Origin of the sequence: Lysinibacillus sp. 2017 (assembly GCF_003073375.1) — a bacterium.
GTDB lineage: Bacteria > Bacillota > Bacilli > Bacillales_A > Planococcaceae > Solibacillus.
On the sequence record NZ_CP029002.1, the window covers coordinates 3,683,806 to 3,698,126 of the forward strand.

Consider the following 14,321-nt stretch of genomic DNA (forward strand, 5'->3'; position numbering starts at 1 on the left):
ACAATCTAAATTTAAAATTTTCCGAATAAAACAAATAAAAGTATTTATTCTCATTTATTCCAACTTCTGTATTGTAATAGATACATTATTATTAGTCTAGTGTGATTTTTCTGTAAATTATGTATATTCTGAGTAAATTAAATTTACAATCAAATACTTATTAGTATGTTGTAAATTTAATTCATCAGCTAGGAGATTCGAAAGACGATAATACGTTCATTTTCATTTTTTTCATGTAGCAAGTTCACTTCTAAATAGCATTGTAAGACCAGCTCATTTTGAAGAAAATCTATATATTGTGGAGATGGATAATAGAGTAGGAGATCCACTATACGAGGGTATTTTTCAATGGAATCAAAAATATGGTTCACAAACGCACGAAATACGTGAACAGAAAAGGGGTTAAAGAAGAAAAACACATTGTCATTTTCCGTAATGCAGTAATTTTCAGCTAAATCATTAATAAATTGCAAAGGTGAATGTTTTTTTCCTGTCTTTTGTAAATAGTGCTCTGCATTATGTTCGGCTTCAATAAAAAATTTTTGATCCATTTCAATTCCTGTAGCTGGGATATCAAATCGATGATGAATATAAATCGGTACACGTCCTTTACCGCAGCCAATATCAAGAAAATGCGGATTTTCAGGGAGTTCATAAACCTCGAATAATTGATCCAGGCCACTATATGGTGTTGGTTCATAACGATGGTATTGAACGAGTTTTGGGAATCCATATTGGAATCCTGATGTATTAATATTTAAAAGTTTTTCATATTGTTGTTCATTCAACAGATTTCCACTACTCTCATTTATAAATTACACTCAAAAAAATAACTGCTTCGTAAGCATTCACTACAAAGTAGTATTTTTCAATCTTTTTATACACCCATTTGTATTTGAAAAGCAATGCACCAGATATAGAAATTTTCCGCAACTCTGCTTATTAAAATGCAGTGCTATTTTACATTGCTTTTTTCATGATTTAATAGCCATTCTTTTCTCCACAAGCCACCTGCATAGCCGGTTAATTTGCCGTTTATGCCAATAATTCGGTGACACGGAACAATAATACTTATTAAATTTTTTCCATTGGTCGTTCCTACTGCACGCACTGCCTTTTCATTTCCTACAAGTATTGCAATTTCTTTGTAGGATGCCGTTTTCCCATAAGAAATGGTTGTCAAAGCTCGCCACACCGCTTGTTGAAATACAGTACCTTCAAAAATAAACGGCACCGAAAACGTAAAGCGTTCCCCTTTAAAATATTCATCTAACTGTGTGAAACATTCTAGTAAGGGAGTAGCTGTATCGGGTTTTTTCATATATTTTACTTGCTCACGCTCTACGAATAATACAGAATAAATTCCTAATTTATTGCCCTTTATCTCAATAATGCCTAATGGTGAGTGATAATCTACTAGTTGCATTTTTGAATCCTCCTACTGGAATTTTACTTACTATAACCCTTTATCATACTTTATGTCTTTTCATATGTAGATTTCATTGAAAATTTATACGTTCTTATCTACAAAAAAGAACCTTCAATCAACGAGTGATTAAAGGTTCTTCTATATAATAAAAATTAGTTTTTGTGTAGACCTAACGCTTCTGAAGTTGTCGCTTTAATTTCTTTAAGTAATTCTGGGTTTTCTACTAAATTTTTACCGTAACCAGGAATCATTTCCTTAAGTTTAGGTTCCCAAACTTTCATTTCCTCAGGGAAACATTTAGGAATTATTTTTAGCATAACAGAAACGGCTGTTGAAGCACCTGGAGATGCACCAAGTAATGCAGCGATTGAACCGTCTTGTCCAGTAATAACTTCTGTACCAAATTGTAATGTACCTTTACCAGCTTTTGTATCTTTAATTACTTGTACACGTTGACCAGCAATTGTAACATCCCAATCTTCGCTTTTTGCTGTTGGAATAAATTGACGTAATTCTTCTACGCGTTTTTCTTTTGATAATACTAATTGACTTACTAAATAAGATGTTAAGTCCATGTTTTTTGCACCACAAGCAAGTAGTGTAAATAAGTTGTGTGTCTTAATTGACGCAAATAAATCCATATATGAACCCGTTTTTAAGAACTTCGGAGAGAAGCCTGCAAATGGTCCGAATAATAATGATTTTTTGCCATCAATATAACGAGTATCTAAGTGAGGTACTGACATTGGTGGTGCACCAACTGCCGCTTTCCCATATACTTTTGCGTGGTGTTGTGCGATTACTTCGTCGTTTTTACAAACTAAGAATAAACCAGAAATCGGGAATCCACCGACATGTTTACTTTCAGGAATACCTGATTTTTGTAGTAACTCAAGGCTACCACCACCAGCACCTAAGAATATAAACTTCGCATTGTGATATTCTACTTTACCACTTTCTTTATCATGTACTTTTACTTCCCAAGTACCATCTTTTAAACGTTTAACATCACGTACGTTGTGGTTGTAGTTCACATCCGCGTCACGAGATTCTAAATTTGAAATTAATGTACGAGTTAACGCACCGAAGTTTACGTCTGTACCTGAATCAATTTTTGTAGCCGCGATTGGTTCAGTTGATTGACGGTCATTCATAATAAGTGGAATCCATTGTTTTAGTGTTTCTGGATCATCAGAGAATTCCATTCCTTCAAATAATGGATTAGCTGTCATTGCAGCATGACGTTTTTTAAGATACGCAACGTTTTTAGCACCTTGTACCATACTCATGTGTGGTAAAGGCATAATGAAATTTTGTGGGTTTTCAATATGCTTGTTATTTACAAGGTATGACCAAAATTGTAATGAATCTTGGAACTGAGTATTTACATTGATTGCTTTTGTAATATCAATTGTTCCGTCTTTTTTTTCGCTTGTATAGTTAAGCTCACATAAAGCGGCATGCCCTGTTCCGGCATTGTTTAATTCGTGAGAGCTTTCTTCACCAGCTTTTGCTAAATTTTCGAAAACTGTGATTTTCCAATCTGGTGCTAATTCCTTAAGCATTGTACCTAAAGTAGCACTCATGATTCCGGCACCGATTAAGATAACGTCTGATTTGATATGATTGTTACTCATACTTACCTTCCCTTATATATATTAAGATTTGCAGTGATCGTGTAAGCGCTCCCTTTACTATCGACATCTAGTAAAGAAAATCCTACTCATCCTGTATCATTTATTACCTTAGTGTAGTGTAACACAATTGTGAAAAGATTAAAATATATACAAATTGCTTCACATTACGTGATTAAAAATAATGTATTTAACGAGTAATAAAGATACAATTATGAGCATTTTTTATCTATCGAGAATATGTTTTGCGTTAGACTTCTCGTTATTTATTGTTCCCGATTATAAACAAATCAAATCATTTATTTAGTAATAACTTTTCCTGTATACTTTTCTAACGCTTTATAACGATTCTTCTTATGTGCGCGATTGACAATAAATTTGAATAGTTTACGTTGTATCCATAGTGGAATTCCTGCTACAAGAGTATTTTGCATTGATAAGATTAGTGCAGTATGTGCCAAATCTTTCGGATTTCCCTTTGCATCAACAAGTCCATCATCCATTAAGCCATAATGAATGCGCACAGACTGTTCAAATTCGCTTGGTGGTGTTAATCGGACGCGGAATACAACTGGCTCATCATAATTATTCGTAAATGTATGTACAGTATTTAATGTGACTAAGCGTCGATCTCCTTGCTGTAAAATATGTTGCTCTTTTCCTAAAGTCACCGTCAACTTACCAGAAACTACTTCAAATTCCTCTTCAAACTCGTCATGAAGATGTAATGGTGGTCCATCTCCTTGAGGTGGTAATGCTACTTCAATTAAAAGATGCTCTCCATTTGTTTCTTGCGCTGTTTCTAAAAATGTAATTTGCTCTCCAGTTACTTGATTGACTACCGTTCGCTTCATCATCTTTGCCCCTTTTCCCCTTTTCATATAATATTAAATAATACTATCGTAAAAATACAGGATATTTTGTAAGAATAATAGAAGTTAATTACTATAAGGTTTTTGGTAGTGATAGAAACATTATTTCAAAAACATGACAATTGTAATTAGTTCAACTAAGAAATTCACGATAAAATTAATACTGAATGGATTAAGGGGGATGTTTATGCGAATTTATACTGATAGTGGTTCTGATTTACCGAAAGACTTTTTTGAAAAAGAAGATGTTCATTTATTTCCACTACGTGTGCTAATTAAAGGAAATGAGTATGATGACATCATTGGTATATCAACGGATCAAGTATATGCTGCTATTGCAGAAGGTGATTTACCAAAAACATCACAAGTTTCATTAGAAATATTTTTAACTGCATTTGAGGAGTTAGCAAAATCAGGCGAGGAAGGGATTTATATTGCCTTTTCATCTGGACTTTCTGGAACTTGCCAAACTGCTATTATGGCGAAAAATCAATTGCTTGAAAGTTATCCTAACTTAAAATTAGCAATTATTGATACAAAGTGTGCCTCATTTGGTCAAGGTCTCGTAGCAAGAGAGGCTGTTAAACTAAGAAAATTCGAGATTGGGTTTGATGAAGCCGTACAAACATTAACAAACATGGCATCATCTATGGAGCATCTATTTACAGTTGGTGATTTGAATCATTTAGCTAAAGGCGGACGTGTTTCTAAGTCGAGTGCCATTGTAGGCGGATTACTCAATATTAAACCGATTTTAAATATGGAAGACGGTAAACTCGTACCATTAGAAAAAACACGTGGCTTTAAAAAGGCAATTAAACGCATGATTGAACTTATGAAAGAGCGTGGTGGCGATTTTACAAATAAAACGGTTGGTCTTTCACATAGTAATGATGAAGAATTATTGTACGAAGTGAAAGCAGTAATTGAAGAACAACTTAAACCAAAAGCCATTGAATATACAACAATTGGTGCAGTAATTGGCGCACATGTAGGTCGAGGAACAATTGGTATTTACTTTACAAATGACAACAAATAAATTTTCACAAAAAAGAGGGTCCTGTTGATGTCGAATCAACAAGACTCTCTTTTACTTTAAACAATTACCAGAAAAAGAGTGAAGCTAATGCAATGCCTGTAATTGCGCCTAATGCAATTCCATATCCAAATCCTGGAGCACCAAATCCCCAAAAACCAATCCCATGCCCACCCATATTATTATCTGGCATTAACCAGACCTGGCGATTATCTACTTTTGTAATACGTCCAACATGTGTATTACCTTGATTGTCGGTAATCCTTACTCGCTTCCCCTGATACTGACAACATAAGTTATATGCTTCGTTTTGGTTCATCACTTATCCCCCCTTTACTGTAAACGGTGTAACTACTATATGTTCAAAACTTTTGCACATACGAGCGCATCGTCTAGTTCATACATTATAAAGAGGGGGGAGATGATGGCTATTATTCATACAAAGCATCTTTTTGAAGAAGACAAAAATAGAGAAAGTCTTGCTTGTGAACTTGTTCAACCTATTTTTCCGCATGTAGCACCAGAAGCTATACAATATGAGCTGGTACAACAAGGCTTACTTCAAAAAGGTAAGCTATCTTTACCATTTAATGCTTGGCAATTAATCGACCAACAGTTCAAGGAATTACAACTTGCATGGCAAGGCCCTACTATTCCTGTTTATATTTTTCCTATTAAAACTGGCTTTGTTAAAAATGGCATCGCCTATAAGAACGGCATCTGTCTTTTCATTTCAGCGCAATTATTAGTTAAAGAATTACATGCGCTTTTTTCACATGAATATCATCATATCTGTCGCAGATTATATGTAGCTGAACCACCCACATTGGTCGATTCCCTTATAATGGAAGGGCTCGCTGAGGACGCGGTGGAAAATCTATTTGGAAAGGATGCATTAAGTCCATGGACAGAACGTTATTCCCTAGATGAAGTAAGGGATTATTGGCAGTCTCACTTTATTCATGTGCTCGATCAAAAAGGATTGCCTTATCACCAGCCCTTTTTATTTGGAGATGCTCAATTAGGTTTACCTCCATGGATTGGCTATTGTACGGGGTACCGAATCATTCAAGCTTTTAAGGAGAAATGTGGACCCTTTGATCTAAAAGAACTCCTGCAAATAAAAGCAGAAGCTATTCTTGATGGGGCGGGATTTAACCACATTTAATTAATAAATCGTTGCTCAAAAAAAGACTCCTTTGAGCTAATATTCTTTAGCGCATAAGGAGTTCTATCTTTTATTTTTGAACGACTGGCTCTGGATAATCAAAGCCTTTCGTATCTACTTCAACCGTTTTCATTTTTTGTTCTTCTAGTGGCTTATCGCTACCATCGCGCTCAACTGCAACCACTTTGTCCACTACATCCATGCCTTCAATCACTTTACCAAAGGCAGCATAATCCCCATCTAAATGCGTTGCTTCCTCTACCATGATAAAGAATTGTGATCCTGCAGAATCTGGATCTTTTGAACGTGCCATTGAAAGTACCCCACGCTCATGAGCTAATGTATTTTCAAAGCCATTTGAAGAAAACTCGCCTTTGATCGAATAATCTGGACCACCCATCCCTGTCCCATCAGGATCTCCACCTTGTACCATGAAACCAGGAATGACACGGTGGAAAATTAGCCCATCGTAAAAACCATCCTTAACAAGGGCGATAAAGTTTGCTACCGTGTTTGGCGCTACCTTTGGCTCTAACTCAACAATTATTTTCTCATCGTTTTCCATTGTAATTGTCACAATCGGGTTTTCCGTCACTTGTGAAGCATAATCTACATTTGAAGATTGATTCTCATCTTCAGATGAATTTTCATTACCGCATGCTGCTAACAGAGCGACAACCATCGCTAAAATAAGCACACTTACTAAACTTTTCTTACGTAAAAACATACGTTTCTGTCCCCTTCTTCATCAAAAAATAATTTACTTATATTTTAACAAAAATACCCAAACAAAAGAAGGAAACGTATCATTCTCATACCAATTTAATCTTCTTGTGCATTTAGTATAAACGGATAATAGGCAATTCCTTTATAGTCATTGTCCGTCGTCGCTTTATACACATAATATTGAGGACCTTTTATATCAGGTACTACAAAAGTTCCGTTTTCAACTTCAACTGGAACGATCTCATCTTCCTGATAATATAGGAGTTCAAAACGATCTGCTTTTGGCTTATTGTTATAATTGCTAGAATCATAACTAATTTTCACACTTTCTCCTAACTTCACTTGGCCCATATAGATATACTGACCATTTTCGATTGTGCTATCTTTCGGATGTCGTGGCTCTATTTTATGACAGACCTCTAAATCTTCATTCCAACAATAACGATCATGGTAAGCTTGAAATAAAGTATCTTGTGTTTGAATATACACATCTCGGGGCTCTACAGACATTTCATAAAAAGCACTTATTTCTTCTAATGGTCTCTCTTTCTTACCTTCCTCATTTGCACAGCCACTTATTACAAAAAGTAAAGCTAATCCCAATAAAACACGCTTCATACTTCATCCTCCCCTCTAATATGCTCCGCCAAAGTAACGAATAAATCCTCACAAAATAATAAGTAAATAAACAACAATATTACTACGATTATACATAAAGTTATAAAATATTCAATTAATATAAATTTACTTATATTTTTATAAGAATTGAAGGGTTTTTATAGAAAATATAGAACTAGTACAAATGTAAGGATTCATATTACTCATTAAAGGATGAAAATAGTTGAAAAATGGAATTGGAAGTACATTAAAAAATTCAAGAAAACAACGTGGGCTAACACAACAACAATTAGCAGAAGGAATTTGTACTCAAGCTATGATTAGCCACTTTGAGAAAGGAGAATCCGTCCCGTCAAGTATCGTCTTATATGAATTAGCTACGCGCTTATCAATCGATATCAATGACTTTTTCAAAGACTTAAAGCCTTCTACAAAACTATTAGACAATCAAAATCATATGCACCAATTAATAAGGAAGTTAGTCGCACAATATGACTATTCTTCTGTAAAAATTCTAGTAGAGGCTGAATTAGAAAAAAAATCAAATTTATCTTCTGAAGAATTGGTTTTTTTATATTGGCATCAAGGAATTTATGAATGGGAGCTTACTAAAGATGCCTTTTACGCCCTTAAAATATTCGAAAAAGCGCTTAGTATCCCTTTAAATTCGAATAGTACGTTGCCTATCTCAATTCGAAACAGCCGCGCGATAATTCATTTTAATCAAAATAACTATGCCCTTGCATTAGAAGAATATGAAGATTGTCTTGAGCTTATTAAACAAATGAAAGAAATAGATACGAATATTATCAAAAAAGTATATTTCGGCCTCTCGCGCGTTCATTTATACGATGAAAAATATGAAGAAGCCTTACTTTATTGTGAATCAGCTATTCAAATGGCCATCCAACAAGAATCGCTTTATTTACTTGGCGAGTTGCTATTCCAAAAAGGACGCATTTATATTAAAGCGAATGATTGGTATCAAGGAAGCATCGCTCTAAATCAAGCAAAAACTTTATTTGAATTAGAAGGGAAAATAGAAAACATTAAAGTAATTAATAAATTACTTACTAAACAAGAAGAAAATGAGGAGGATTTCCAATGAAACAAACAGTAAAGGTATTCTTACTATCTATCAGTTTTATTTGCTCAATTATAGTGACAGGTAACACACTCATTTCAGCTAATGAAGACCAATTTACCGCAGGCTATATTGTCCCTTTAGGTGATGACGATATTAAAGATATCCACAATTATTAATTTATTTATAAAAAAATTAATATATTAATAATTTAAGAAGGAACTTTCTAAAAAATATAGAAAATAGTAGGTGTATATTCTTCATACACGATTAAAAACTAGGAGGCTATATTTATGAAAAGAAAGTTATCTATTTTTGCAGCAACCAGTTTAGCATTAAGTCTTGTAATGACCGTACCACTTACTACTTCTGCTACACCAAGTCAGACAGATTTGGTCGAAACACAAGCATACTCGAAATTTGTAACAAAATTAGTCACTTTGCCGGGAATAGTTATACCTAGTAATACGTATATTTATAGAGAAGGTAACTGGGTGGGTACTTTAACTAGAACAAGTTATCAAAATGATGGGACAAACACCTTAGCGTACTATTCAGGAACTGTTACATGCTCTAGTAATTGTACTTTACCTACTAGCATCGCTGAAACTGAATAATAGAAAACAGCCAGGAGCAGGTTGTCTACCGCTGCTGGCTATTTTTTATTTTGGTTAATCTATTCACTCCTATTAAGTTACTTATTTGATAGAAGATTTTTCTATGGAGGTGGGAAATTGATCAGACTTATCCAATTTGAAATGAAGAAGTTATGGCGCTCTAGTTATTTTATGTGGTTGTTAATGGTTTTAGTAGTTGTTGTACTAGCTTTTTATGTATACATTTATGCAAATACAACTTCTATTGATACCGAAATAACAAAGCAACAAGATTCTATTTATACAACCGAGCAGCATATTGCGGAGTTGAATAAAAAAATAGAAGCAGGTATCAAGGAGCCAGGAGTGAATCTTGAAAAAGAGGTTGGTCTATATAATGAAATGTTAGCTACGGATTACTTAATTTTGAATGCACTTGAGCAGCAAGATTGGTCAGCTTACTTTTCTCTACTAACCAAAAATCACGAATACGCAGTCCAAATAGCTAACGGGGAACTCCTACAGCAATCATACAATACTTATATGTGGCCAACCCCCTATACTACGATCTCACTTGGAGAAAAATATGCTTGGATGCAAAAGTATGTTGTCGAGCCTGTATTTCCTATTCACACATTTTCATGGATGACAACTTATGATGAAGAGTTTTCTGATGCGATTGTAGAGAACTTTGTTTTAACATCCTCTAACAAACATTCTTCAACAGGATTATATTTTTCCTATGAATTATTTGCTTACGGTCTCTCACTCATAGGAATTGTGTACTTCCTATTTCTTTTCAGTGATCTTGTTACAAAAGAAGGCTACGGTCGAAATGGTCCGATTCAATTTTTATGGACACAGCCTATTAAACGTTATCAAATTTTAATGGTGAAGCTTATTGCAGTAATGGTTATTTCTATTATGCTACTTGCCCTTGTTTGGGGACTTGCCATGCTATTGGGGATTACTTTCAATAATGGTGGCGATTGGTACTATCCTGTACTAATTTATGGGGAAAATAATCATTTATCATTTATCGGAATGGGGTTGTTTTTATTAAAAAGCTTCAGTTTATTCCTCATGTTTTTACTATTTAGCTATAGTTTATTATTTTTATTTTCAGTACTAACAAACCGTGCCATTATTGCACTTGGTTTGACCATTATGACAATTTTTGTAGGAATCCAAATAATCAATCAGTCGCTTACGTTCACCTATACACAATGGGTTCCCTTTCATTATGTTAATGTTTTTGAAGTTGTCTCCAATGAATATGCGGTTCGTCATGACCAATTTGCTATTTCTTATGAAACGGGGATGCTCACATTATTTGTAGGTAGTGTCATCATTCTACTATTTACATTTGTCCTATCGAAGCTCAAACAAGGGGGGATTAGATGATTATCGAAGTAAATGGATTAATAAAAAAATATAAAAAGCAATTAGTACTCAGTGGTATCAATATTCAAATCGATACACCTCAAATTATCGCCTTAGTCGGTCCAAATGGTTCTGGGAAAACAACCATGATGAACTGCCTGATGAACCTGCTACCCTTTCAAGAAGGTCAAGTGACGATTCTTGGGAAAAAGCATACTGATGCTTCTCTATTTTATGAAGTTTCTTATTTACAAGATAATCGTATTTTATATGGAGACTTAACAGGCTATGATCATTTAAAGTTTATATGTCATATACAAAGAATTCCTCTCTCACGTGTGAAGGAAATAGCTGTTTATGTAGGAATGGATAGCTATTTAAAAAAACGTGTACGCAGCTATTCTCTCGGTATGAAGCAGCACCTCTTACTTGCGATGGCCATTATAAATAGACCAAAGCTCTTATTATTGGATGAACCTGTTAATGGTCTAGATCCAACAAGTGCCATCCATATGCGAAATATTTTACTAGATTTACACGCTAAAGGAACGACCATTATTATTTCTTCGCATAATTTAGATGAAATCGATAAACTGACTAATACAATCTACTTTATGAAAGATGGCCAGCTTTTAAAAGAGTCGTTAGAGAATTATTCAACAAGTCATTATAAACTTACGGTTTCTAATATCGAAAAAGCTAAGGAAATCCTGTCAGACCAAACATTTGATTATACAGTGGAAGATCAGTCGATTTTATTTGAAGAAACTAAGGTAGTGCTTCAAGCCATTATCGATGCCCTCAATCAAAATGAAATTCAAATTAACAAAATTGAAAACTACAAAATTGGAGCAGAACGACGTTATATGGAGCTGTTTGAAAGTGAGTTGTGGAGATGAGACTATTTCAATTTGAACTCAAAAAAATCATCTTCGGTAAACGATTTCTCTATATAATAGTATTCCTTATCCTCTGCATCAGTGCCCTATTTTTACGAAATCATATTTTTCAAGCAACGATTCAACAAGAACGAGAAGAGCATATTCTTTCAGCGATGCGCGAAGGTCAAAAGAATATAAGTCAGCTTGAGTTAACTATTGAAAATAACCCTAAGGATGAAGTAGCCAAGGGAAAAATCATTCGAATGGAGGAAATCATCAATACACTTTTTGATATGCGTAAAGCATTTCATGCAGGTGATTGGCAACAAGAATTAAGAATAGAAAATCTTTTTTTAGCACAGCTCCAGGATTACAAGGCAATGGGTGGAGAATTTTCATATCTCAGTGAGGACATTAAGAGAACTTTAGCATACAATACCAAACATATCGCGACAAATATTGCACCAGAGCATGAAACATACAGTACAGCGCTTCCTAATTTTATGAAGCAAATTATTGATATTATTGTTAACTTCGGGATAATTGCCGTTGTACTAATCCTTGTGGGTGATAGTTTAACGACGGAATTTGAGCAACGTAGCATCCAATTTTTATATACACAGCCTTTGAAAAAAAGCGCCATCATACGTAGCAAATTCTGGAGTGCTGTAATCATTTATGGTGTAGTAACTCTATGTAGTCTAGTTACTGCTTGGGGTGTCGCTCTACTTTTCGGAAAACAAGGAACGTTTTTATATCCTATACTAATTGAAGAAAACGGGATATTTAGCTTTATGACAATTACTGATTATGGTATTGCTGCACTTACTTCCGTGACAGTGATCATACTATTTGTCATTTCCCTTTGTTTAATTGTTAGCTTACTATTCAAGAACACAATCGTTTCGCTGCTAACCATTCTTATTCTATTAATTGGCGGGTATGCCTTATTTGCTCAATTATCATTTTCGAACATAGAGTGGCTCAACCCATTTGAATATGTTTTAGCGAAAGAAACAATTCATAAAGTAGGTTACGATTGGTATAAAGGCATTGGTGTAACACTAGCCGCAGCATTCCTGTGCTATATAATTTCCCTTTTGCGCATACGTTTTGTGCGAACGATGTAGTGATACGCATAGTTGAGGTGTACTTTAAACTCAACTATGCTTTTTCTCGTTTACATTGCGTTCAATAAATTCAGCATAGTTTGTCGCTTCTTTTAACGCATTTTCCTCCACTGGAATCCGAACGGAAAGTATGATGAAATTTAAAATTGTAAAACAAATAGCTGTAAAGTAGGCTTGAAACATTAATGGCAGTACAGCAATTTCAAGACAAACAACTAAATAATTGGGATGTCGGATATATGCGTATGGGCCTTTCATGACGACATTTGCACCTGGTAAAATTATTATTTTTGTATTCCAGAATGGACCCAGTGATACTAAGCACCATACCCTTAACAGTTGTAAAAGTATAAATACAACCAGCAATAGATAAAGTGGTGTAAGAATGGATTTAAAATAAATAACTTCTATAAAAAGGCTTATAAAAAAGCTTACATGTAACGAAATCATCCATGGATAATGCGTTGCTCCTACTTCATAAGCTCCTTTTGCAAGCAGCGTTTTTTCATTTCTTTTCGCGATGAGAAGTTCTATGAGCCTTTGAATCATAACGAAAACTAAAAGGAAATAAAAAAGCACCTTACTCCCTCCATTCTAATAACACAGCTTCCCCACTAAAACCAGGACCAAGCGCCACTAATAAACCAAACGTATTTGATTCATTTTTCTTTAACATAAATTGTTCTAAAACATATAGAACCGTTGGAGAAGACATATTGCCATGAGCTTTTAATATTTCACGTGAAACAGTCGTATGATTTTTTGTTAATTGCAAGGCCTCCTCATAAGCATTTAACACTTTTTTCCCACCAGGGTGTGCAACAAAATTTTCAATTTGCTCTGGTAAAATCTTATAGGTACTTAGAAATTCATGAATAAAGGGCCCAAGCCAATTTGAAATGATGCTAGGAATACTCTTTGAAAATACTACATGTAATCCGCTATTTTTCACATTCCACCCCATCACATTTTCGGAATTCGGCATCCACTTTGATCCGCTACCAAGGATGTGTGGTATAGTCATATGCTGTTCGTGCTCCACATGATCCCCACAAACAAGCACACAAGCCGCGCCATCTGCAAATAAGGATGTCCCGACTAAGTTACTTTTTGTATAATCATCTTTTTGAAATGTTAAGCTACAAAGCTCCACACACACTACCAGGACTTTAGCATTTGGATAGGCTTTGCAATAGTCATTGGCTCTACTAATACCAGCTGCTCCTCCAGCACAACCAAGTCCCCAGATTGGTATCCGGACAATTTGATCAGAAAAAGGTAATCTATTCATAATGCGTGCATCAATGCTTGGGGTTGAAATACCGGTACTACTGACGAAAAGTATAGCGTCAATATCTTCTGTTGAGATATCATTTTGTAAAAAAGTACGATTGGTTAAACATCTTTCAATTACTTCCACACTATACGTCGTAGCTAACTGAATATAAAGTTCATTGCGTTCTTCAAAAGTATGGTCCTCACGATACCAATCTGGTGGAACGCAGAAATTACGTGTTTCAATTTCACCATTTTCAAACACTTTTAATAGCCGTTCTAATCTTGGCATTTTGTGTTGAAAGAGTTCTTTCGTCAATTGTTCAATATTAGACTGTGCCAATGGGTAAGGTGGCGTATATGTACCAACCGAAGCGATTTTAGGAATAATCATTTCTCCTTGTGCTTATTACTTTCTTTCAATGTATTGATAAAGTAAGTGAAATATACACGAAGTACTGCGTTTTGGGACTTTTACTTTGAATCCAA

The 14,321-nt window shown here is 34.7% G+C and carries 17 protein-coding genes; 8 read left to right on the forward strand and 9 right to left on the reverse strand.

Features of this window, described 5'->3' with window-relative positions; all coding sequences use genetic code 11:
- Positions 1-188: 188 nt before the first annotated feature.
- The 4 genes from DCE79_RS18120 to DCE79_RS18135 form a co-directional block, all read right to left on the reverse strand.
- A complete protein-coding gene (locus DCE79_RS18120; RefSeq protein ID WP_108714335.1) occupies positions 189-788 on the reverse strand; it encodes a class I SAM-dependent methyltransferase in 600 nt (199 codons plus the stop codon).
- A 167-nt stretch (positions 789-955) separates the two neighbouring features.
- On the reverse strand, positions 956-1,426 hold the full coding sequence (locus DCE79_RS18125) for a methylated-DNA--[protein]-cysteine S-methyltransferase (protein ID WP_108714336.1): 471 nt from the start codon (positions 1,424-1,426) through the stop codon (positions 956-958).
- Positions 1,427-1,581: 155 nt separating this feature from the next.
- Positions 1,582-3,066 carry a malate:quinone oxidoreductase gene (locus DCE79_RS18130; RefSeq protein WP_108714337.1) on the reverse strand — a complete coding sequence of 495 codons (1,485 nt, stop codon included), beginning with the start codon at positions 3,064-3,066 and terminating at the stop codon, positions 1,582-1,584.
- A 296-nt stretch (positions 3,067-3,362) separates the two neighbouring features.
- Positions 3,363-3,917 carry a cupin domain-containing protein gene (locus DCE79_RS18135; protein ID WP_234417295.1) on the reverse strand — a complete coding sequence of 185 codons (555 nt, stop codon included), beginning with the start codon at positions 3,915-3,917 and terminating at the stop codon, positions 3,363-3,365.
- Between the two features lie 205 nt (positions 3,918-4,122).
- On the opposite strand from DCE79_RS18135, the gene DCE79_RS18140 reads away from it, so the two are divergent.
- On the forward strand, positions 4,123-4,974 hold the full coding sequence (locus tag DCE79_RS18140; RefSeq protein ID WP_108714339.1) for a DegV family protein: 852 nt from the start codon (positions 4,123-4,125) through the stop codon (positions 4,972-4,974).
- Between the two features lie 64 nt (positions 4,975-5,038).
- On the opposite strand, the gene DCE79_RS18145 is transcribed toward DCE79_RS18140, so the two are convergent.
- Complete coding sequence (locus DCE79_RS18145; protein ID WP_108714340.1) at positions 5,039-5,290, reverse strand: hypothetical protein; 252 nt, start codon at positions 5,288-5,290, stop codon at positions 5,039-5,041.
- 105 nt (positions 5,291-5,395) lie between these two features.
- On the opposite strand from DCE79_RS18145, the gene DCE79_RS18150 reads away from it, so the two are divergent.
- On the forward strand, positions 5,396-6,139 hold the full coding sequence (locus tag DCE79_RS18150; RefSeq protein ID WP_108714341.1) for a DUF2268 domain-containing putative Zn-dependent protease: 744 nt from the start codon (positions 5,396-5,398) through the stop codon (positions 6,137-6,139).
- A 70-nt stretch (positions 6,140-6,209) separates the two neighbouring features.
- Here DCE79_RS18150 and DCE79_RS18155 read toward each other — a convergent pair whose 3' ends face one another.
- Positions 6,210-6,866 carry a peptidylprolyl isomerase gene (locus DCE79_RS18155; protein WP_108714342.1) on the reverse strand — a complete coding sequence of 219 codons (657 nt, stop codon included), beginning with the start codon at positions 6,864-6,866 and terminating at the stop codon, positions 6,210-6,212.
- Positions 6,867-6,961: 95 nt separating this feature from the next.
- Positions 6,962-7,483 (reverse strand): hypothetical protein, encoded by a 522-nt coding sequence (locus DCE79_RS18160; protein ID WP_108714343.1) that lies wholly within the window; start codon positions 7,481-7,483, stop codon positions 6,962-6,964.
- A gap of 223 nt (positions 7,484-7,706) precedes the next feature.
- Here DCE79_RS18160 and DCE79_RS18165 point away from each other — a divergent pair, with 223 nt between their 5' ends.
- The 6 genes from DCE79_RS18165 to DCE79_RS18185 all read left to right on the forward strand — a co-directional run bounded on the left by DCE79_RS18165 (position 7,707) and on the right by DCE79_RS18185 (position 12,557).
- Positions 7,707-8,591: a helix-turn-helix domain-containing protein gene (locus DCE79_RS18165; RefSeq protein WP_108714344.1), complete on the forward strand. Its 885-nt coding sequence runs from the start codon at positions 7,707-7,709 to the stop codon at positions 8,589-8,591.
- The gene (locus DCE79_RS18575; RefSeq protein ID WP_159083124.1) at positions 8,588-8,746 is read left to right on the forward strand and encodes a hypothetical protein; all 159 of its coding nucleotides are present in this window, start codon (positions 8,588-8,590) and stop codon (positions 8,744-8,746) included. Before DCE79_RS18165 ends, DCE79_RS18575 begins: the two co-directional genes overlap by 4 nt.
- 114 nt (positions 8,747-8,860) lie before the next feature.
- A complete protein-coding gene (locus DCE79_RS18170; protein WP_108714345.1) occupies positions 8,861-9,184 on the forward strand; it encodes a hypothetical protein in 324 nt (107 codons plus the stop codon).
- Positions 9,185-9,325: 141 nt separating this feature from the next.
- Positions 9,326-10,567 (forward strand): ABC transporter permease subunit, encoded by a 1,242-nt coding sequence (locus DCE79_RS18175; protein ID WP_135841905.1) that lies wholly within the window; start codon positions 9,326-9,328, stop codon positions 10,565-10,567.
- The gene (locus DCE79_RS18180) at positions 10,564-11,445 is read left to right on the forward strand and encodes an ABC transporter ATP-binding protein (protein WP_108714347.1); all 882 of its coding nucleotides are present in this window, start codon (positions 10,564-10,566) and stop codon (positions 11,443-11,445) included. The genes DCE79_RS18175 and DCE79_RS18180 overlap by 4 nt, the downstream gene beginning before the upstream one ends.
- Complete coding sequence (locus DCE79_RS18185) at positions 11,442-12,557, forward strand: ABC transporter permease (RefSeq protein WP_108714348.1); 1,116 nt, start codon at positions 11,442-11,444, stop codon at positions 12,555-12,557. The genes DCE79_RS18180 and DCE79_RS18185 overlap by 4 nt, the downstream gene beginning before the upstream one ends.
- A 30-nt stretch (positions 12,558-12,587) precedes the next feature.
- Here DCE79_RS18185 and DCE79_RS18190 read toward each other — a convergent pair whose 3' ends face one another.
- Together DCE79_RS18190 and DCE79_RS18195 are read right to left on the reverse strand one after the other, a co-directional pair.
- Positions 12,588-13,136: an isoprenylcysteine carboxyl methyltransferase family protein gene (locus DCE79_RS18190; RefSeq protein WP_108714349.1), complete on the reverse strand. Its 549-nt coding sequence runs from the start codon at positions 13,134-13,136 to the stop codon at positions 12,588-12,590.
- 1 nt (position 13,137) lies between these two features.
- The gene (locus DCE79_RS18195; RefSeq protein ID WP_168214689.1) at positions 13,138-14,220 is read right to left on the reverse strand and encodes a type III polyketide synthase; all 1,083 of its coding nucleotides are present in this window, start codon (positions 14,218-14,220) and stop codon (positions 13,138-13,140) included.
- Positions 14,221-14,321: the final 101 nt, after the last annotated feature.

Excerpts from the sequence above, each read along its gene's own strand:
- DCE79_RS18575 (WP_159083124.1), top strand. The coding sequence starts at position 8,588 with ATGAAACAAACAGTAAAGGTATTCTTACTATCTATCAGTTTTATTTGC.
- DCE79_RS18150 (WP_108714341.1), top strand. The coding sequence starts at position 5,396 with ATGGCTATTATTCATACAAAGCATCTTTTTGAAGAAGACAAAAATAGA.
- DCE79_RS18135 (WP_234417295.1), bottom strand. The coding sequence starts at position 3,917 with ATGAAGCGAACGGTAGTCAATCAAGTAACTGGAGAGCAAATTACATTT.
- DCE79_RS18145 (WP_108714340.1), bottom strand. The coding sequence starts at position 5,290 with ATGAACCAAAACGAAGCATATAACTTATGTTGTCAGTATCAGGGGAAG.
- DCE79_RS18170 (WP_108714345.1), top strand. The coding sequence starts at position 8,861 with ATGAAAAGAAAGTTATCTATTTTTGCAGCAACCAGTTTAGCATTAAGT.
- DCE79_RS18140 (WP_108714339.1), top strand. The coding sequence starts at position 4,123 with ATGCGAATTTATACTGATAGTGGTTCTGATTTACCGAAAGACTTTTTT.
- DCE79_RS18185 (WP_108714348.1), top strand. The coding sequence starts at position 11,442 with ATGAGACTATTTCAATTTGAACTCAAAAAAATCATCTTCGGTAAACGA.
- DCE79_RS18180 (WP_108714347.1), top strand. The coding sequence starts at position 10,564 with ATGATTATCGAAGTAAATGGATTAATAAAAAAATATAAAAAGCAATTA.
- DCE79_RS18125 (WP_108714336.1), bottom strand. The coding sequence starts at position 1,426 with ATGCAACTAGTAGATTATCACTCACCATTAGGCATTATTGAGATAAAG.
- DCE79_RS18160 (WP_108714343.1), bottom strand. The coding sequence starts at position 7,483 with ATGAAGCGTGTTTTATTGGGATTAGCTTTACTTTTTGTAATAAGTGGC.
- DCE79_RS18130 (WP_108714337.1), bottom strand. The coding sequence starts at position 3,066 with ATGAGTAACAATCATATCAAATCAGACGTTATCTTAATCGGTGCCGGA.
- DCE79_RS18175 (WP_135841905.1), top strand. The coding sequence starts at position 9,326 with ATGAAGAAGTTATGGCGCTCTAGTTATTTTATGTGGTTGTTAATGGTT.
- DCE79_RS18155 (WP_108714342.1), bottom strand. The coding sequence starts at position 6,866 with ATGTTTTTACGTAAGAAAAGTTTAGTAAGTGTGCTTATTTTAGCGATG.